The organism is Polyangium fumosum (genome assembly GCF_005144585.1).
Taxonomy (GTDB): Bacteria; Myxococcota_A; Polyangia; order Polyangiales; family Polyangiaceae; genus Polyangium; species Polyangium fumosum.
The window spans coordinates 203625-222155 of sequence record NZ_SSMQ01000007.1; the positions used below are offsets into that span (position 1 = coordinate 203625).

The 18531-nt window shown below is 68.5% G+C and carries 16 protein-coding genes; 9 read left to right on the forward strand and 7 right to left on the reverse strand.

The annotated features are described in order from the left end of the window. Window positions 1-11 precede the first annotated feature (11 nt). The 3 genes from E8A74_RS09465 to E8A74_RS09475 all read right to left on the reverse strand — a co-directional run bounded on the left by E8A74_RS09465 (window position 12) and on the right by E8A74_RS09475 (window position 4375). Window positions 12-2426, reverse strand: coding sequence for a SpoIIE family protein phosphatase (locus tag E8A74_RS09465; protein ID WP_232379461.1), 2415 nt, complete (start codon window positions 2424-2426; stop codon window positions 12-14). Window positions 2427-2585: 159 nt separating this feature from the next. Then, the gene (locus tag E8A74_RS09470; RefSeq protein WP_420814215.1) at window positions 2586-3758 is read right to left on the reverse strand and encodes a class I SAM-dependent methyltransferase; all 1173 of its coding nucleotides are present in this window, start codon (window positions 3756-3758) and stop codon (window positions 2586-2588) included. A 59-nt stretch (window positions 3759-3817) separates the two neighbouring features. Continuing rightward, window positions 3818-4375 carry a hypothetical protein gene (locus E8A74_RS09475; RefSeq protein ID WP_232379463.1) on the reverse strand — a complete coding sequence of 186 codons (558 nt, stop codon included), beginning with the start codon at window positions 4373-4375 and terminating at the stop codon, window positions 3818-3820. Between the two features lie 355 nt (window positions 4376-4730). Here E8A74_RS09475 and E8A74_RS09480 point away from each other — a divergent pair, with 355 nt between their 5' ends. Continuing rightward, window positions 4731-5675 carry a DUF72 domain-containing protein gene (locus E8A74_RS09480; protein ID WP_170228995.1) on the forward strand — a complete coding sequence of 315 codons (945 nt, stop codon included), beginning with the start codon at window positions 4731-4733 and terminating at the stop codon, window positions 5673-5675. A gap of 56 nt (window positions 5676-5731) precedes the next feature. Here E8A74_RS09480 and E8A74_RS09485 read toward each other — a convergent pair whose 3' ends face one another. Next, on the reverse strand, window positions 5732-6346 hold the full coding sequence (locus tag E8A74_RS09485) for an outer membrane beta-barrel protein (RefSeq protein WP_136928631.1): 615 nt from the start codon (window positions 6344-6346) through the stop codon (window positions 5732-5734). 356 nt (window positions 6347-6702) lie between these two features. On the opposite strand from E8A74_RS09485, the gene E8A74_RS09490 reads away from it, so the two are divergent. Genes E8A74_RS09490 through E8A74_RS09505 form a run of 4 tightly spaced genes read left to right on the forward strand, consistent with a single transcriptional unit; the run spans window position 6703 to window position 10997 of the window. After that, window positions 6703-7089, forward strand: a complete 387-nt coding sequence (locus tag E8A74_RS09490) for a hypothetical protein (protein WP_136928632.1) — start codon at window positions 6703-6705, stop codon at window positions 7087-7089. Between the two features lie 3 nt (window positions 7090-7092). After that, a complete protein-coding gene (locus E8A74_RS09495) occupies window positions 7093-7968 on the forward strand; it encodes an MbnB/TglH/ChrH family RiPP precursor modification enzyme (protein WP_136928633.1) in 876 nt (291 codons plus the stop codon). After that, window positions 7961-8758, forward strand: a complete 798-nt coding sequence (locus E8A74_RS09500; protein ID WP_170228996.1) for an HvfC/BufC N-terminal domain-containing protein — start codon at window positions 7961-7963, stop codon at window positions 8756-8758. The genes E8A74_RS09495 and E8A74_RS09500 overlap by 8 nt, the downstream gene beginning before the upstream one ends. Before the next feature lie 22 nt (window positions 8759-8780). After that, window positions 8781-10997 (forward strand): bifunctional serine/threonine-protein kinase/formylglycine-generating enzyme family protein, encoded by a 2217-nt coding sequence (locus tag E8A74_RS09505; protein WP_136928635.1) that lies wholly within the window; start codon window positions 8781-8783, stop codon window positions 10995-10997. Here E8A74_RS09505 and E8A74_RS09510 read toward each other — a convergent pair. Beyond that, a complete protein-coding gene (locus tag E8A74_RS09510; protein WP_136928636.1) occupies window positions 10918-11517 on the reverse strand; it encodes a phosphatase PAP2 family protein in 600 nt (199 codons plus the stop codon). The two genes, E8A74_RS09505 and E8A74_RS09510, sit on opposite strands and share 80 nt — an antisense overlap. A gap of 50 nt (window positions 11518-11567) precedes the next feature. On the opposite strand from E8A74_RS09510, the gene E8A74_RS09515 reads away from it, so the two are divergent. Together E8A74_RS09515 and E8A74_RS09520 are read left to right on the forward strand one after the other, a co-directional pair. Continuing rightward, window positions 11568-13046, forward strand: a complete 1479-nt coding sequence (locus tag E8A74_RS09515; protein ID WP_232379464.1) for a hypothetical protein — start codon at window positions 11568-11570, stop codon at window positions 13044-13046. Continuing rightward, a complete protein-coding gene (locus E8A74_RS09520) occupies window positions 13043-14911 on the forward strand; it encodes a HEAT repeat domain-containing protein (protein ID WP_232379465.1) in 1869 nt (622 codons plus the stop codon). Before E8A74_RS09515 ends, E8A74_RS09520 begins: the two co-directional genes overlap by 4 nt. Before the next feature lie 326 nt (window positions 14912-15237). Here E8A74_RS09520 and E8A74_RS09525 read toward each other — a convergent pair whose 3' ends face one another. Then, on the reverse strand, window positions 15238-16176 hold the full coding sequence (locus E8A74_RS09525; RefSeq protein WP_136928637.1) for a TIGR01777 family oxidoreductase: 939 nt from the start codon (window positions 16174-16176) through the stop codon (window positions 15238-15240). 17 nt (window positions 16177-16193) lie between these two features. Here E8A74_RS09525 and E8A74_RS09530 point away from each other — a divergent pair, with 17 nt between their 5' ends. Continuing rightward, window positions 16194-17285 carry a hypothetical protein gene (locus E8A74_RS09530; protein ID WP_136928638.1) on the forward strand — a complete coding sequence of 364 codons (1092 nt, stop codon included), beginning with the start codon at window positions 16194-16196 and terminating at the stop codon, window positions 17283-17285. Here the strand turns inward: E8A74_RS09530 and E8A74_RS09535 are convergent. After that, a complete protein-coding gene (locus E8A74_RS09535; RefSeq protein ID WP_211365320.1) occupies window positions 17266-17523 on the reverse strand; it encodes a hypothetical protein in 258 nt (85 codons plus the stop codon). The two genes, E8A74_RS09530 and E8A74_RS09535, sit on opposite strands and share 20 nt — an antisense overlap. A 454-nt stretch (window positions 17524-17977) precedes the next feature. On the opposite strand from E8A74_RS09535, the gene E8A74_RS53825 reads away from it, so the two are divergent. Beyond that, a complete protein-coding gene (locus tag E8A74_RS53825; RefSeq protein WP_211365321.1) occupies window positions 17978-18424 on the forward strand; it encodes a hypothetical protein in 447 nt (148 codons plus the stop codon). Window positions 18425-18531: the final 107 nt, after the last annotated feature.

Genomic DNA, 18531 nt, shown 5'->3' on the forward strand with positions numbered 1-18531 from the left:
TCTCCTACGCGTCATAGCCTCTTGATGACCAACACGGTGATGTCATCGTAGACCTTGTTGGTTCCGATGTGGTTCATCAGGTCTTCGATGATCGCGTCCTTGATCTCCTGCGACGTCTTTTTGTGGTTCTGAGAGACGATATCGCATAGCCGCTCGACGCCGTACTGCGCCGTGTCCGTGCGCTCCGCCTCCGTCACCCCGTCCGTGAAGAGAACGACGACGTCCTCCGACTCCAGATCGATCTCGGTGTTGGAGAGGAAATCGGTGATGTCCTCGTCCATGCCCACCGGGAGCCCGAGCCCGGTCGTGTCCACACGCTCGAGCTCGCCCGAGGCCCGTACGACGATGACCTCTTCGTGCTGCCCCGTGAGCCGGAGCTTGCCGTCACTGTAGTCCATCAGCGACAGCGTGAGGTTTTTGTCCGAGCTGATGCGCTGGATGTTCTGGTAGATGACCTTGTTGACGATGCCGAGGAACCGCGTCGGATCGGTCTCGTTGCTGGCGAGCAGCGTGCGAACCGCCGTCTGCACCATCAGCATGAGCACGCCGCTCTCGAGGCCGTGCCCCGTCACGTCGCCGATGCCGATCTTGATGACGCCGTTGCCGCGGAGCACGTCGTAATAATCACCACCGACCTCGTCCGCAGGCGCCATGTACCCCGCGATGTCGAGGTCCTTGATCTCCTGCAGCTCCTGCGCGGGCGGGAGCACCATGAGCTGGAGCTGTCGCGCCACGTTGAGCTCCGCGCCGAGCCGCAGGTTCTCCTGCGCGAGCTGGGCGTTGAGGCTCATGATCTCCTTGTTCGCGTCCTCGAGCTCACCGGTCCGTGCCTTGACGAGCGCCTCGAGGTTGTTCGTATGGGCCTGGATCTCGGCGGCCATCTCGTTGAAGGCCGCCGTGAGCTGCCCGATCTCGTCCTCGCTCGTCACGTGCACGCGCACCGCGTAGTCGCCCTGGCGCATGCGCGTCGCGCCCTCCGAGAGAGCCACGAGCGTGCCGGTCATCTTCCGCGAGACGAGGAAGACGCCCGCCATGAGGACGAGGATCGAGCCGAAGGAGACGAACGCCTGGCTCGCCACGATGCTCGTCCGGCTCGCCTCGATCGCATCCTGCGCCTTGTACAAAGACGCATAGATCTCTTTCTTCGGCACCACGAAGCCGAGCGTCCAGTTCTCCGGCGCGATCTTGCCGTCCGCCAGGGTCTGGAACGTCGTCAACTGCTTCAGCACCATGATGTGCGGCTGTCCGCCGATCTGCACATCCTCGCGGTAGTGAACCGCCACGTCGGTCGGGAGCGCGATCGCCGCGACCTCAGGCTCGGTGCTGTCCTTCAAGAACCGATGCAGGAGCTCGAGGCCCTGCTTGTCCGCCTTCGTCGTCAGGCCGAGCTTCTTCACGCCCGTGTCATTGACCGCGACGACGTTGCCGTTCGCCTGCGCGAGGAACGCAAAGCCCGTCTCTGCGAGCTTGACGTCCTTGATGTACGTGATGAGCGTCTCCAGCGTCAGATCAACGGCGGCTGCCCCCTCGATGCCCGTCCGCTCCTTCGACCACACCGGGTGGAAGATCGTCATGATCAGGCCGCCGCCGCCGGCATCCATGTACGGCGGGAAGATCGTCGCGTGGGTCTTGCGCGCCTGAACGCCGCCGGGCTCCTTGATCCACGTCTCCCAGCTCGGGATGAGGCCGGCATAGAAGAACTCGTAGAAGTTCGTCTTGTTATGACCCGGATAGAGCTCGTCGAAGACCTTGGCGAGGTCCACGTACGGCGAAAGGCGCACGAACGGATACGCGGGCGGCCCCACCATGTAGATCTGGAGCTTCGGCGCCCCGTGCCGCGTGAACGACGGTAGGATGAGGTCCAGGTACGCGGACTTGTCGATGGCCGCCTGCGCGTCGGGCAGGATCACGCCGTCTTTCTGCATGTAGCCCCAGGCCGTGATGACCGAAGGCTCCGTCGCGTCGTTCTGCAGCCAATCCCCCGCGGGCTGCTCCTTGCCGTCCTTGTCCTTGCGCTGCGTCGGCGGCGTGAACGTGAACCGATCCTTGAAATACGGCATCGACGACAGGGTGGCGTGGATGCCGCTCATGTCGCCGTCCTTGTCGACGATGGTCTGCGCTATGTCGGAGACGACCTCGAGGTCGGCGATGGCTTGCTGAAAGCTCGAGTTGACGTGCTGGCTCGTGTCGACGAGATGGTTCGTCAGCGACTCGCGGTAGGCGATATTGAGGCCCGCCTCGATCTCGCGGGTCGCCTCCAGGCTCAGTTTGTGGATGCCCTGACGGGCCACGAGCATGTTGAGGATCGCGCCGAGCAGAACGCTGACGCCCGTGACCAGAAGAAACTTGGTGTTGAATTTCTTGAATCTCGCGAGCAGGCCGTTGGCCTTCGCTCCTCTGAGACTCTCACGAGCGTCTGACGACACGTCTACCCATCTCCTGGCAACGCCCTCGGGGCCCCCGGCAGAGGTGCCACGTTAAACGGTCTGCGTCCTGGGATCCACACGAAACATGCGCTCTTTCCCCGGCCAACGTTCGCGTCCGACGATCGACGATTCCTTGACTCCAGTGGCTCTGCGTCGCGATCAACTGGTCCGGAACGGCTTGCGCCCCGACGCAGCGATGATGGGCCATACCGCATATCCACGATCGCTGAGGATCGTTTCCATGTGGGCCCGCAAACCCTTTTCAACATCCGCGTGAAGGGAGGGATCCGCGCCGGCCGCCGCGCCAAACTGCCAGGCGACGCGGATCCAGAGCTCGACGACCCGCGCGAGATCGTTCGGGTCGGAGTTCGTGTTGCTGATATTGATCTGGCTGATCTTGATGTCTTCGAGCCCCGCGCCCTGAAGGAGGAACCGCCCCTTCGGTCCCATGTCGAGGTCCACGCCGCCATGACGGCTCGCCTGGAGGAAGCTCTTGTACCCCTGCTGAATGACCTCCTCGTTGGGATAGCCAACCACGCAGGAGAGCATCTCGTTCGTGATGTAGATACGCCCGCCGGGGCGGCATATCCGCACGAGCTCGTGGAGGATCTTCTCCGGCTGATGGAAGATCTGAAGCGATAGCCGGCAGGCCACGAAGTCGAACGAGTTGTCGGCGAGGAGGAGCGCCGCCGCGTCGCCGTATTGATACTCGATGTTCTCCAGCCCGTAATCCGATACCACCTGCCGCGCATACCGCAGGAGGGGCCTCGAATGATCGACGCCGACGAGGTACTCGGGCCGGAAGTCACGCTGGATGAAGATGTCGAAGCAGCCGAGCCCGCAACAGATGTCGGCCACCCGCAGCCCCGGGCGCAAGCCGTGTTGCGTCAGGAGTTCCTGCTCGTGATTCCAGATGAGCTTCTCTTGCATCCGGAGGACGGTAATGAACTCGTCGTCCTCGAGCACCTGCTGGGTCGGATAGAGGGCCTTGTCATAGACCTCGATCGTGACCGCCGGATAGAGCTCGGCAATGACCTGGAACTTGCGTATGGCCCAGGGAATGACGCTCGAGAGGACGAACTTGATACGAAGGTCCGGGCGCGCATGCGCCACCCAACGCACGAAGCGGTTCAGCTCGAGGAACGCGACGTTGTTCATGTACTTGAGCCGCTTCAAGTTCACGCACAACGTGCCTCGCGCGCTCCGAGCCGCCTGCTCGAGGGAAGCGCGAACCGAGGCCATCTCATCGGCGACGAACGGGCGCAATGTACCCGTGAGGGTCACCTCCTGCTCCTCGTTCCCCGTGAGCCTCATGTTGAGGGCCACGGGCATACACGAGGGAGGTACGCCGGAGGACGGCGTACCCGAAGACGCGGGAGCGACGGAGTTGCTCATACCTCCCCCATATCGTCGACCTCTGGCAGCTCAAGGAAGAGGCTCAACCGGTCCTGGCCCGGCGGCTCGGATATCGTGAGCGTACAGGTGTACACAGCGGCGAGCTCGAGCAAACCAAGCATCGTATCCTCGCCGTCCGCCGGATCCTCCAGCCTGGCGCGATACCAGCTCTTGAGATCGGGCTGGTTCACGATCTGCACGGCCATACGATAGAATACTCGATTCTGCTCGGTGACCGGAAGCGTGATCTGCAGGATCACGTGTCGGCCCCGCTTGCGGAAGATGAGCTCGATCTGCCCGTCTGCCGCGTGGTTGCGATAGATGACCTCGAGAAGCTCGTTGATGAACGTCGAAAGCAGCGTCGCATGCCGCTCGGGGTCCCCCTCGTTCGCGCTCACATAACGGGCGAGGTAGTTCGCGAGCAGATGACAGTGACCCCACTCCCGAGCAAAGCCGCCCACTGTAAAGCGAGCCGCCATGATCATCCTGTATCGGCTCGAGGCGAACTCGGCTTCCATGGGTGGAGCCGGTGTGATGGTCTTGACAATCGACATCGGGACCTCGAAGGCGGCCGACCGTCGGCCTAGAAAGGCTAGCCGGTCCCGACGTCGACGTCGAGTGCCGTCTGTCCAACCGTGGTGGCTCGCGACGTGTCTCAACATGCTTCGCAAGCGGCCGTTCGCGCACGCGCGGGTAGCAGCTACCATGCCACCCCTATCACGGTCCACCACACGGCCACGCGCAAAGCACGAAGCCCACGGCGGACGGCGAAGAGCCGCAGAAACAGAAACCTCTTGTAGCGCAGTTCACCCGAAAGCCGGCGCCAAACCCGAAGGTTTGTCCGCGGCGAGACGAAACGAGCTTCGCATGCTAGGTTCGTCTTGGCTCGCCCGGCCGAAGGTGTTTCCCATGAAGCAGCTCGTGTTGTTCTCGGGCAAGCCCGAGCCCGAGCTCCCCGAGATCGAAGCAGACCGCGCGATCGCCGAGAAGCTCGCTCCCACCGTTCGGCTGGGGACGTCGACATGGACGTTCCCAGGCTGGAGAGGAATTTTCTACCCAAAGGATATCCCCGAGCGGGAAATCACGACGCACGGGCTCCGGCTCTACGCGCGAAATCCGCTGTTCCGCACCGTAGGGATCGATCGGAGTTACTACGCGCCGCTGCGCGCCGAGGAGCTCGCGCGGTACCGCGACGATCTGCCCGACGGGTACGGCTGCGCGATGAAGGTGTGGAGCGGAATCGTGGCGCGGCGAGATCCCCACACGGGAGAGCGCTCCCCCTGGTTCCTCGATCCGCGCGTGTTCGCGGAGCGTGTCCTCGTTCCGATCGAGAAGAGTTTTTCCCGGAACGTGGGCGTGCTCTTGCTCGTGCTCTCGCCGATCCGCGCCGAGGAGCGGATGGAGGCCGGCGAGCTCGCCGAGCGGCTCGATCGCTTCTTCGAAGCGGTGCCGCGATCGTTTCGCTACGCCGTGGAGCTGCGAAACCCGGAGCTGCTTTCGAGGGCGTACCTCGACACGCTCGCGCGGCACGGGGTGACGCACGTGCTCGGCCTGTGGGAACGAATGCCCACGATCGGCCGGCAACTCGCGGTGCCGAAAATCCTGACGGCGCCGCTCGTCGTGTGCCGGTTGTCCATACGCCCCGGCGAGAGGTACGAGGAGCGGCGACGCATGTGCGCACCCTTCGACAAGATCGTGGCGACGGACGAGGCGTCCCGCGCCGACGTCGTGGAGGTCGCGGCGCGCTGCGCCCGCGAGGGCCGAAGCCTCATGGTGCTCGTGAACAACAAGGTGGAAGGATCCGCGCCGCTGACCGTGCGCGCGCTCGCGCGTCGGATCGCTGCGGGTCGCTGAGCCGTACGTCCCGACCGAAAGGAGGCGGACCCACGCGGGTCCGCCCCTCCTCTTGATCAGAAGCCGCCGCCGATCTGCGCGAGCAGCGTCCAGGTGTCGGCGCCGGGCTCGTCGCCGGCCGGCGTGAGGCTCGAGCCCAGGTTGTCGAAGAAGGCCGGGCGGTAGTTGAAACGCGCGCCGACCTTGATGCTCTCGGTCAGCATGCGATCCGCGCCCACGCCGACGGGGATGACGAGCGTGAAGCCGTCACCGTATCTGCCTGCGAAGCCGGCGTAGCCAACGCCGCCGACGATGAAGGGCTGGAGCGGGAGGCGGTTGGCGTCGGCGAGGTTGTAACGGAAGCCGGCGTCGACCGACGTCATCACGAGCTGGGTGCGGGTGTCGGCGCGGGTGTTGGCGCTTCCGAGGTAGTTGCCTTCGACCGCCCAGCGATCGTTGATCATGCCGGTGACGCGCACGTTCCAGCCGGGGCCGAGGCTGCCGACGCCGCCCAGAAACCCGACGATGCCCGCGCCGCCTTCCACGGAGAACGCGGTCGGCCTCGGGATCTGGCGAATGGCGGGCTGATCGGCCGGCGGCAGGCCTCGCCGGGTGTCCTGCGCGTGGGCCAAGGTCGGCGCTCCCAAGGCGGCAAAAGCCACGAGGGCCGCCACGATTCGTCCGGTGGTCATTGCTTCCTCCTCAGCGAATGCTCGAGGTTTTTGCCGAGAACGAGTCTCGCCTTGCGTGTGTCCAAGTGCATGCTGCGGGCCATGGAGGCTGTGCAGGTCGGACCCTGCACGTCCAGACGGGCGGCCCGGACTCGCGCCGTGCCGCGAGGGCGGACAGCAGGCGCGCGAGGCGCAGCATCGCGCGGCGAAGTCGGGGCGCCGCTGGCTGTCAAGCCTTTGTTGTTGCCGCCCGAGGCGCTTCGGGCAGAGAGTAGAGGAGCGACGACGAAGGCCTCGGGGAGGGCGCGGATGCTGGGCGGCGGATCCGCGCGGGGGTGAAGGCCGTAGTTGGATCACCAAGGATCGAGGAGCAGACGATGAACGCGAAGAGCATTTACGAGACCCTCGCGGCGCTCGGCGCGAGCGCGATGATCGCAGGTTGTGCCGGGACGCAGGAGCCCGTGAAAGCCGCCGAGGAGCCGCAGGCCGAGGCCCCCGCACAGACCGCGACGGAGAAGAAGGACGAGTCGACGGCAGGGGCGGAGGCGGCAGGCACGACGAACGCGGCCGCCGCGCCCGCGGAAGCCCCGGCAGCGGCGGCGGCTCCGGCCCCGGCGGCGGCGGCTCCCGCAGCGACGCCCGCGCCCGCGGCCGCGCCGGCTCCGGCGACGACGGCGAAGGCGGCGCCGAAGGCCGCTCCGAAGAAGGCCGCGGCGCCCAAGAAGGGCGCGGAGGCGGCCTGCGGCGAAGGATCCTGCGGCTAACGGGTGGCTCGCGGGTCGACGATCACGGGGGTCGGGCTCGGGCTCCGGTTCGATTTCCTCGACGACGTGCTCGCGCGGGTCGAGGCGGACGCGTCGCTCGGGCCCGCGCGGTTTTTCGAGGTCGCGCCGGAAAACTACATGCGCCGGGGCGGGTTCGTCCCGGCGGCGCTCGAGCGGATCGCGGCGCGATTTCCGCTGCTCTCGCACGGGCTCTCGATGTCCCTCGGCGGGCTCGATCCCTTCGATGACGACTACATGCGCGAGCTCGCTGCCTTCACGCGGCGGTTCGGCGTGCCGTTTCACTCGGATCACCTGTGTTTTTCGGGGTTCGGGGGGCGCATGGCGCACGAGCTCTTGCCGCTGCCGCAGACGCGGGGGGCGGCGGCGTACGTGGCCGCGCGGGCGCGCGAAGCCGAGGATCGGCTCGGGTTGCCGATGGTGGTCGAGAACATCACGCGGTACGTCGTGCCCGGCGCGCCGGAGCTCGCGGAGGCGGCGTTCGTCGCGGAGGTGCTCGATCGTTCGGGGTCAAAACTTCTGCTCGACGTGAACAACGTGTACGTAAACGCGATCAACGACGGCACGGATCCGCTCGTGTTCCTCGCGGAGATCCCGCTCGATCGGGTCGCGGCGATCCACGTGGCGGGGCACGAAAAGCGCGCCGGGACGGACCTCGTGATCGATACCCACGGCGCCGACGTGCTCGGCGAGGTGCTGTCGCTGCTTACGTGGACGATCGAGCGGACAGGGCCCGTGCCCGTGGTGCTGGAGCGGGATCATGCGATCCCGCCGCTCGATGAGCTGCTGCGGGAGCTGTCACGGGTCGAAGCGGCCTACCAGGCAGGGCTCGCGGCGCGGGAGGCGCAGGCGCGTGGCTGAAGAAGAGGAGGGGCGGGCCGCGATCGCCGAGGTCGCGGCGACGTTCGCAGCGGTCGTACAAGGGCCGCCGGCGGAGACGCGCCTCGGCGTGTACAGATCGCTCGTGCGCCGCGGCATCGTGGGGGCCGTGCGGGCGCAGATGCCGCGCACGGCGGCAGCACTCGGGGCGCGGTTCGAGGCGACGGTGGACCTTTGGCTCGACGAGGCGCTGCCGCGCTCGCCGTACCTGCGTGACGCTGCGGCCGAGCTCGTCGGCTGGGCTTCCGCGCAATGGGCCGCGGATCCGGCCGTTCCGCCCTGGATTCCGGATCTTTCGCGTCATGAGGTCGCGCGGTTCGAGGTCGCAGCGGCGGCCTCGGCCGGTGCGCCGAGTGGCCTGCCGCTCGCGCTCGATCGGGCGGTCTCGTTTGGCGGCGCGGCCCGGGTCGTTCGGTACACGTGGGCCGTACACCGCTTGCCAGAGGATACGTCGGGCGAGCCGCAAGAAGAGCCCACCGCCCTGCTCCTGTACCGGGACGGGGCGCACGAGGTCCGGTGCCTCGTGCTCTCGACGCTCGCAGCCGCGATCCTCACGCGGCTCCTCGAAGGCGCGCAGCTCGGGGAGGCGGTGACGGCGGCATGCGCGGCGCTCGGGGAGCCGCTTGGCGAGGCGGTGTTGCGAGGCACGGCGGAGGTGCTCGCGGACCTCGGGGAGCGCGGGGTGGTCCTCGGCGCGGTCGAGCAAGGAAATCACGATCCCGGCACGCACGCGGCGGGCGAGCGCGGTATAGTCGCCCCCGAACGAACATGAGCCGACACCTCCGCGTTTTCCCATGACGACGAGCTCGCAACAGGACCCGCTCGGCATCACGGGGACGATCCTCGCCGAGAAATACCGGATCGACGCGCTCATCGGCGAGGGTGGCTTCAGCGTCGTCTACCGCGCCGAGCACCTCATCTGGCAGCAGCCGGTCGCGATCAAATGCTTCCGCATCCTCGCGCAAGCGCCCGAGAACAAACGCGACGAGCTGCTCGACGGGTTCATCCAGGAAGGCCGGCTGCTCGCGAGCCTGTCGAGCCGATCGGCGGCGATCGTGCAGGCGCGCGACATCGGCAAGTTCACGACCGCGGACGGGATGTGGATCCCGTACATGGTGCTCGAGTGGCTCGAAGGAAAGACGCTCGATCACGTGCTCTTCGTGGAGCGCGTGAGCGGCGCGAAGCCACGCGAGATCCACGAGGCGCTCGCGTTGCTCGAGCCCGTCGCCGTGGCGCTCGAAATCGCGCACGCGAAGAACATCGCGCACCGCGACATCAAGCCCGCGAACATCTTCGTCATCGGGGATCCGCGCGGGGCCTCGCCGTTCACGAAGATCCTCGACTTCGGCATCGCGAAGGTGATGGCCGATCACGCGGCGGCGACGGCAGAGCTCGCGCAGACGGGCAAGGAGATCACCGCGTTCACGCCGAACTATGGGGCGCCCGAGCAGTTCAGCCGATCGTACGGCGCGACGGGCCCGTGGACCGACGTGTTCGCGATGGCGCTCATCATGGTCGAGGTGCTGCGCGGCGGGATCCCGGCGTTCGAAGGCGAGGACTTCATCCAGTTCGCCGTCGCGAGCCGTGATCCGATGCGCAGGCCGACGCCGCGCGCGTTCGGCGTGCAGGTCTCGCCCGAGGTCGAGGCCGTGTTCGAGAAGGCGCTCGCGGTCGCGCCGACGGACAGGTACCCGTCGATGGGCCGCTTCTGGGCCGCGCTGCACGAGGCCGTGTTCCCGGACATCGCGTGGAACCCGGGCACGACGAGCGGCGTGTCGTCGTCGATCACATCGTCGCCCGGCGGACGATCGGCGTCACGCGCGAGCATGCCGGGCGCGCTGCAGGAGACGCTCCCGCGCCCGAGCAGCGGCACCGCGGTGATGGGATCACCCTCGCCGACAGGGGCGCAGGGCACGCAGCAACGTACGACGCAGGACCCGCCGGGATCGTTGGCGACGCCGCCGGCCGCGCCGATGCCGACGGGCAACACGCCTGCCGCGGATCAGGGCAAGGGGCTCATGGCGTTCGCGGCGATCGCTGCGATCGCGCTGCTCGGCGGCAGCTTCGCCGCGTACAAGATGTTCACGAAGCCCTCGGGTGGAACGCCGACCGCGGCCTCGTCGGCGCCGGTGGCGAGCGCGGCGCCGAGCGCGAATTCGTCAGCCGCGATCGCGGCGGCGCGGCCGACGGAGTGCCCGGCGGGGATGGTGCTCGTGCCGGGCGGCAAGTTCTTCATGGGCTCGGACGAAGCGTCGTTCAAGCTGTGGCAACCGGCGCACAAGGTCATCCTCGACACGTTCTGCGTCGACCTGCACGAGGTGACGGCGGCCGAGTACAAGGAGTGCTCGGATCAGGGCGAATGCAAGCGCCCGGAGGTCGCGCCGAACTGGCCGAAGACGGCCGGGAGCACGGACGAGGAGCACGAGAAAAAGCGCGAGTCGTACTCGGAGTTCTGCACGTTCGGCAAGGCGGGCCGCGAGAACCATCCGGCCAACTGCGTGAGCTGGTACCAGGCCGACGGGTACTGCAAGTTCCGCAAAAAGCGCCTGCCGACGGAGGCGGAGTGGGAGTACGCGGCGCGCGGCTCCGACGGCCGCAAGTTCCCTTGGGGCGCGGACGAGGCCGCGGCCGGGCACATGAACGCGGGCGGCAAGGAGTGGGCGGCGTGGGAGAAGGCGCAAGGCCTCAAGCTCACGGGCACGCTCTACGATATCGACGACGGCTACCCGGGCACGGCGCCCGTCGGCAGCTTCCCGCAGGGCAAGACGCGCTTCGGCGCGGACGACTTCGTGGGCAACGTGTGGGAGTGGACCGCGGACTGGTACGAGACCTACAAGGCCGACGAAGAGCAGATCAACCCGAAGGGGGCGCCCGCAGGGGACCGGAAGGCGATCCGCGGCGGCGGCTTCAACGGCGGCGTGCAGCAGTGGCTCAATCCGGCGTTCCGGTTCCACCAGGTGCCGGACGCGACGACGCCGGTGATCGGGTTCCGCTGCGTGATGAACCTTTGAGGTCCAAGCGCCCGCGGAGCCGCGCAGCGACGAGGCCGATCGACGTGCCGAGGAGCGCGCCCACGAGGATGTCGCTCGGGTAGTGCACGGCGAGGAAGCAACGCGACCAGGCGACGAGCGCGGCGAAGACGAACACGGGGACCGCGAACGCCGGGCGCACGGAGGCGACGAACGCGGCGAACGCGAACGAGCCTGCGGCGTGTCCGCTCGGGAAGGAGTGTCCGCCGGGCGAGGCGATGAAGACGGGCTCGCAGGCGGCGAGCGCGTCGCAAGGGCGCACGCGGCCGACGAGGGCCTTCACGGTGGAGACGAGGGCGCTCGTGGCGACGAGCGCGGCGACGAGGCGCGCGGTCGTGGCGCGGGTCGCCTCGCGCGCGAGGAAGGGGACGAGGGCGAGCATGCCCCAGCCGCCGCCGATGAAGGTGATGACGACGAAGAGGGGCGTGGCCCAGGCGGGCGAGCCGCGGGCGGCGCGGAGGACGGCCTCGTCGGCCGCCAAGATCCCATCGAGGAGGCTCAAGCGCGGAGAGGATATTCTCTAGCGCCGGCTCCCTGCTAGGTTGTCTGGCCGTGCCGGTCCCCGACCATCTCCTCGGCGATACGTCGGTGACGGGGCCGCTCGGCTCCCTCGCCTTGTCCCAGGTGCGCCCTGGGAGCACCGTGCTCGCGCTGCGGGCGGTGAAGTGGCACGAGGGGCTCGGGCGGCTCGGCGTCGTCTTGCCGTTCGCGCTCGTGCACGACGTGGGTCTGCTCTTCGCGACGTCGCGGGATCACGTGGAGATCGGCCCGCGCTGCGAGCCCGCGTCGATCGCACGCGGGATGCCGGATCTCCAGCGGCTGCTCGACGGCTACCGGCGCGTGCTCGAAGAGCTCGGGCAGAGCGAGGCGGCGCGGCGCGCGCCGGAACTCAAGATGAGCGACGACCTCGTCATCGTGCTGCTCTCGCGGCTGCTCGGGGCGGTCGCGTCGCGCGTGAACGTGCCGCCGGCGTATCGCGCGGCGGTGCCGATGGACGCGTCGCTCTTCGAGCGGATCGACACGCAGCTCCCGCAGCTCTTCTCCACGGCGCGACGTGGCTTCGAGGCGTCGGCGCTCTCGGCGCTGGAGGTCTCGCGGCTCTTCGTCCTGACGATGACGGACGCGCTCGACCTCGACACGCTCCGGCTCTTCGGCATGCTCGGCGCGGAGGGCGCGGGCGGCGCGCTGACGCAGGTCGATCTGCTCGCGGCGCTCGAGTCGCCGGAGGCGAACGACATCGTGAACTTCTCGCTGGAGATCCTGCCGAGCGTGCTGGAGACGAAGACACGGCCCGCGGCGGGGACGACGGCGGCGCACGGCTACTCGGGGATCGGGACGCGCGGCTCGATCGACGGGCTCGTGCTCACGGAGCTCGCCTGGGACGACCTCGAACTCGCGCGGAGGCTGCTCGACAACGAGGTGCTCTACTACGCGCGCGAGCAGAGCCGCGACGAGCAGAAGCGGGTGCATTACCTGCTCGTCGACGCGTCGGCGTCGATGCGCGGCGACCGGCAGACGTTCGCGCGCGGGATGGCGATCGCCACCGCGAAGAAGCTCTTGCTCGAAGGCGAGGACGTGGCGTTCCGCTTCTTCGACGCGCGGCTCTACGAGATCCACCGGGCGCACGGGGACAAGCTGCCGACGGCGCACGTGCTCTCGTTCAAGGGCGAGCGCGGTCGAAACCCGGCGCGCGTATTCGCCGAGCTCTCGACGGAGCTCGATCTCCACCGGCACCGCGATCCACGCTCGCCCGTCGTGCACCTCTTCACGCACGCGGCGCTCTACATCCCGCGCGAGATGGTGCAGGCGGTGCGGCGCTCGGCGCACATCGCGGCCGTGTTCATCCTGCCCTCGGGCGGCAAGCTCGACCTCGACTACCTCGACCTGCTCGACGCGCACTGGGTCGTCGACCACGCGACCTTGTCGAGCGGCTCGGCGCGCGCCAACGCGGCGCGGTCGATCCTCGATCAGACGACGGCGTCCTCCGGGGAAGAGGCGGGCAAGGGCGCGGCGAAAGGGGCGGAAGCGTGAGCGGCCGGCCGGTATCCGATCTGCGCGAAGAGGCGCGGATGGCGAGCGCGCGGGGCGACCTCGCGCGGGCGCGGACCGCGCTCGTCTCGGCGCTCGGACAGACCATCGCGCGCGAGGAGGAGTACGCCGCCGCGGTCCGCGATCTGCGCGAGGTGCTCGTGGCGATCGGCGATCCGCGCGGCGCGCTCACGCTCGACTGGTACACGGGCAGCGAGAGGGGGCAGCGGGACCTCGTGACGAGCGGGCGCGTGCCGATGATCGATCGCGCGCGCACCTACCTCGCATGGGCCGATCGGGCTGAGGACGCGTCGCGCAAGCAGGCGCTCTACGCGAAGGCCGCGGACGAGTACGAGTCGGCGGGCCTCGTGGCGCAGGCGGCGATCGCGCGGGAGCGCGGCGGTGATCTGTACCGGGCGCGCGCGCTCTGGTCGCGCCTGTCGCAGGTCCTCGGCGCGTCGGGCGGGGACTTTTACGCGGCGGGGCTCGCGCGCTTCAACCTCGCGCGGACGTCGACGCGCACGGGCGAGCCTGCGGCCGCGCGCGAGGCCGTGGTGGCGGCGGTGCACCTGCTCGAAGAGGCGGCGGATCGGTACGAGACGATCGGCCAGCGCGAGCGCGCGTTCGACTGCTACCAGGTGCTCATCGCGATCGGCCGGGAGAGCGGCGAGTTCGAGCACGTGCTCGAGGGGTACGTGAACGTGATCCGCATCCTGCGCGAGGATCACCTGCGTTATTACGCGCTCCAATCGTACGAGGAGGCGCTCTCCGCGGCGGAGAAGCAGAAGGAGGTCTCGGCCGCGGCCACGCTCGCGCGCGAGATGAGCGCCTACGCGCGGAAGGAGGGGCTCCCGGCCGTGGCGAACTTCGGGACGCTGGCGCAGGCGCGCCTCTGGCAAGAGGTCGCCGAGGCGTCGAAGGCGCGCGGCGCGCCGCCGTCGATCGCGGAGAACGCGCTGCTCGCGGCGGTGATCGCGCTCGGCGAGGCGGGGCAGTACGGCAAGGTCGGCGCCGTCTACGAGAAGCTCGCGGCGCTCGACCTCGAAGAGGCGCGGCGCAAGCACTACACGAACGCGCGCAAGCGCTACGTCGAAGCGCAGGACCTCCGGATCGAGAGCCAGCCCTTGCCGGCGCACCTCCGCCACGAGGTCGGCTTCCCCGAGGTCTGGCACGTCGATCTCGTCGAGTGGGAACAACGCGGCAGCGCGAGCCAGGCCTCGGGCGACGTCGTGCTCGACCCGTCTGCGTGGTCGGAGGTGACGCGAAGGCGCGCCATGCTCGCGCGTCTCACGGCGCTCGCGATCGAGGCCGAGGAGGAGGCCTCCCCCGGACGAACCGCGCAGAGCCAGCTCTACGCCACGCTCGCCGAGCAGCTCGCGCTGGTCGAGCTCTACACGATCCTCTCGCCGCTCGAGGTCCTCTTCCGCAGGCCCGAGCGCGAGGTGCGGATCGCGGTCGTCCGCGCGCTCTCGCGGTTCCTTTACAAGCGTACGTTCATCACGCTGCGCGAGGCGCTCGTCGACGCCGAAGGCGGCGTCGTCCAGGAGGGCGCCAAGGCGCTCGAAGAGCTGCGCTTCCCGCACGCGTTCGATCCGCTCGCCCGCATCTATCGCGAGTCGCAGAGCGCCGTGGTGCGCGCCTCCGCGGTGAAGGCGCTCGCGCGCATCGACACGCTGGAGGCGGCCGAGATGCTCCTCGGCGTGATCGAGCACGACGGCCGCGAGGAGCGTCAGGCTGCGCTCGAGGCCCTCAAGAGAGCGCGCGGCATGAAGTTCGTCGACGTCGCGAAGTCCGCCCTTCCTGGCCTCTCGAGCGCGGCCCAATCGGCCGTCCGCGAGGTCCTCCGGAGCCGCGGCATCGGCGGATAGCCCCCTGGTCATTGGCTTGTCCAGCCATCGGATTTCAGTCTCCGCGTACGTCTCGTACGGGGACATCAGGTCCGGACCGGACACGGGATTCCAACTCGTCCCGAGCGATCCGAAGACGAAGATGGCCTATGCATGGACTCATGGACGGCGCGCTTCGGGGGGAGCGTCTCACCAGGCCGTCCCGGCCCCCGGGAAGTTGCTGCTCGACAAGGTCGACTTCTCGGTGACTCCCGGTGGCCGGCGTCTTTTGAGGCGCTTCGCCGGGGAGAAGGATCGGCGGACGGTCAATCTCCCCGGCGAAGCGCGAGGCGCTTCGTGAGGCCGCGCTACGGCGTCAGGATCGACGCGAGCGCCGGGACGAGCGCCGGGTACTGGAACACGTAGCCAAGCTCCTTGGCGCGCGCCGGCACCACACGTTGCCCCGTCGTCAAAATCATGACGGCCTCGCTCCCGAGCGCGACCTTCACCGCGAGCTCGGGCGTCGTGAACCACGAGGGCCTGTGCATCACGCGTCCGATCGCCGTCGCGAGCTCCTTGCTCGTCGCGGGCTCGGGCGAGACCACGTTGATGGGACCTCGCGCGCGCGCGTCGTTCAGCGCGAGGAGCGCGAGGCCCACGACGTCCTCCGCGTGCACCCACGCGATCACCTGCGAGCCCGGCGCGATCGGCCCGCCTGCGAACATCTTGAACGGCAGGAGCATCTTCTCCAGCGCGCCGCCGCCCTCGCCGAGCACGACCCCGATCCGCAGCATCACCGTGCGCACGCCGAGCGCCTCGGCCTTCGCCGCCTCGGCCTCCCATCGCTCGACCACGTCTGCGAGAAACCCTTCGCCGCGGCTGCCCGTCTCGTCGAGCGCCTCGTTCGGCGGCCTCGGCCCGTAGTAGCCGACGGCCGACGCGCACACGAACACCTCGGGCTTCTTCTCGGCGCGACGGATGCCTTCGACGACAAGGCGCGTCGAGTCCACGCGGCTCGCGACGATTGCGCGGCGGGCCTCGTCGGTCCATCGCTGCGCGACGGGCTCGCCCGCGAGGTGCACGATCGCGGACGCGCGCCCGACCTCTTCGAGCCACGGCCCTTCGTGCTCGGGATCCCACGCGACGGCCGTCGCGCCTCGAGGCAGCTTGCCTCGCGCTCGGTCGGGATCCCGCGTGAGCACTGTCACGCGATCGCCGCGCTGGAGAAGCGTCTCCGTGAGACGCCGACCGATGAACCCGGTGCCGCCCGTCAAAAGGACCGTCTTCACCACGGCGCTCTTTACCATGGTAAGAGGCTACGGACATGAACCTCGAGGTCTTCCGCAAGCTCCCGCTCGGCGGCACCGATCGCCGCGCCATCGTCCAAGCGCTGGCCCAGGACGGCCCTCGTGTCGCGCGGGAGCTGCTCGCCGCGCAGCGGACCCTGCTCAGGCCGCGCGGCGCGCGCATCGCCAAGGACACGGCCGTCGTCATCCTCGGCGGCTCGAACGGCATCACGCGGGCCCTCGCGGTGCAGCTCCTCTTCGGCGAGCGCGCGGCCGTCTTCGGCGTCCACTACGACAGCGAGAAGATGCAGATCGGCGGCCACCACGTCACGGCGCTCGTCGAGGCGGCGACGGCCGAGGGGCTCACGGCGCGCGTCTGGAACGCGGACGCGACGAAGCCCGAGACGGTGGAGGAGGTCGTTTCGGCGCTGAAGGGTCAGTACCGCGCGGTTCACCTCGTCAACGGCATCGCGGCGGGCGCGACGAAGCGGTACGCCGAGCATGGCCCGACGAACGTGAAGGACATCGACGTCGCGTTCGATCCGATCCTGCAGGTCCCGGATTTCGGCCGACCGGAGAACATCCGTCGTGTCGGGCTCGTGGAGGTCGAGGTCGCGACGGACACGGACATCGAGCGGACGAACCGGTTCATGGGCACGTCGTCGCTCCTCTGGGCCGAGCCGCTCGCGGCGGCGGGCCTGCTCGCGCGCGGCGAGAGCGTCGTTTCGTTCTGCGATTACGATTTCGAGCCCGACGATCCGGTCTACGCGATGGGCCCGCTCGCCGGCGCGAAGAAGCTCCAGCGGCAGACGATGCAGGAGATCCAAGATCGATTCGGGGTACGGACGGTGCGCCTTTGTTATCCGGCCGTGGGGACGACGGCGCTCGGCGCGATCCCCGGCGGCCTGCTCATGTACGGGCTCTCGGCGCAGATCCTCAAAGAGCGCGGGCAATACCAGGACGTCCTCGAGCTCGGGGCGGCGACAGCGCCGATCTTCGCACCGGAGTTCCAGAGCTCGGTCTTCCGCCTCGACGAGGCCTACCAGGCGGCGCTGCCCGAGTTCCACCGGCGCAAGGACGCGCTCTCGCCGGAGAACCTGCGGCCGTCGTTCACAAAGCTGTATCGATGACCGGTAAAACATCGAGCTCCCAGGCGCACACCGCGAAATTCGGGGCCTGACCGAAGCGGCCGTGGTTGTTCTGGGAGAGCTCGGCCATCGTCAGGACGTCGATCGGCAGCGTATTGCGCGCGTCGTCCTTGCTATCGAAGTTCCGGTATCCATACCGGTGGCCGCATCCATTGACGAGCGCGTCGTGAATGACGGGCAAAACGAGGTCGTGATAACGCTTCCTCGTCCCCCATATCATCGCGAATGGATGTGAACATGCGGTGCGAGGCATCGCGGTGAAGGGAAAACGTCTGGCAGAATATGGACAGCGTCCAGTGCCCGACGAAGAACAGCGCGATTGCCATCGCTCCTAGGTAAGCGCCAGGGGACGCGCCCACCGTCACGGGAGAGTCATCGTTCCGTCGGTCCATGGACAGCGAGGTGGTGGGAAGGCCGGAAACCACCTCGGTCCGGCCCGCCGCGATCCACGTTTTGAGCCTTGAATGAACCGTGGACGTCGTCGTCCAAGTTTTTTGGCCAAGCGGCGAACGGGAACCCGAGCCCGTTCGCGCGTGTTGGCTCGCTTGTGGCTCGCTTGCTTCCGATGCTTCGCTCCGTCGTGGGGCTCTTGCCCCCCGTTGGCCCGAGCGGAGAGCTCTGCTAGCCTCGGCACGTCCTTGTCGAACTCGGGTGCTTACCTGGGAGGAACTCGAATGAACATGCGATTCTTTGCGATGCTCGGTGCAGTGGCTTGTATGGCGTTGGCGGGATGTGTCGTCGTCGACAACACCGGCAGCGGCGGCTCCGGTGGTGACGGCGGCTCGGGTCCGGGCGTCGGCGGCGGCGGTGGCCAGGGCGGCAACGGCGGCCAGGGCGGCCAGGGCGGCGCCGGCGGCTCCGGCGGCTCGGCCTGCACCGAATCCTGTGGCGAGGCGGCCTCGGATCCCGAGCTCACCTTCTGCGACACGCCCGACGGCAAGGCCGCGGACGAGCTCTACACCGCGGCGTATAGCTGCACCTGCGAGTCCGGCAACATCTGCGAGGCGCTCTGCAAGGACAGCCTCTGCACCGGCGGTGCCCCGAGCGCCGACTGCCTCGCCTGCATGAACGATCCGGCGAAGTGCGGCCCCGCGGTCAGCGCTTGCGCGAACGACGTCTGATCAGCCACGCATTCACCCATCGCGCGAGCGGCCTCCGGTTCTCCGGGGCCGCTCGCGGCCTTTTGTGCACCAAAGGACGCCGGCGCGAAGGCGTGCTAACGAGCCGC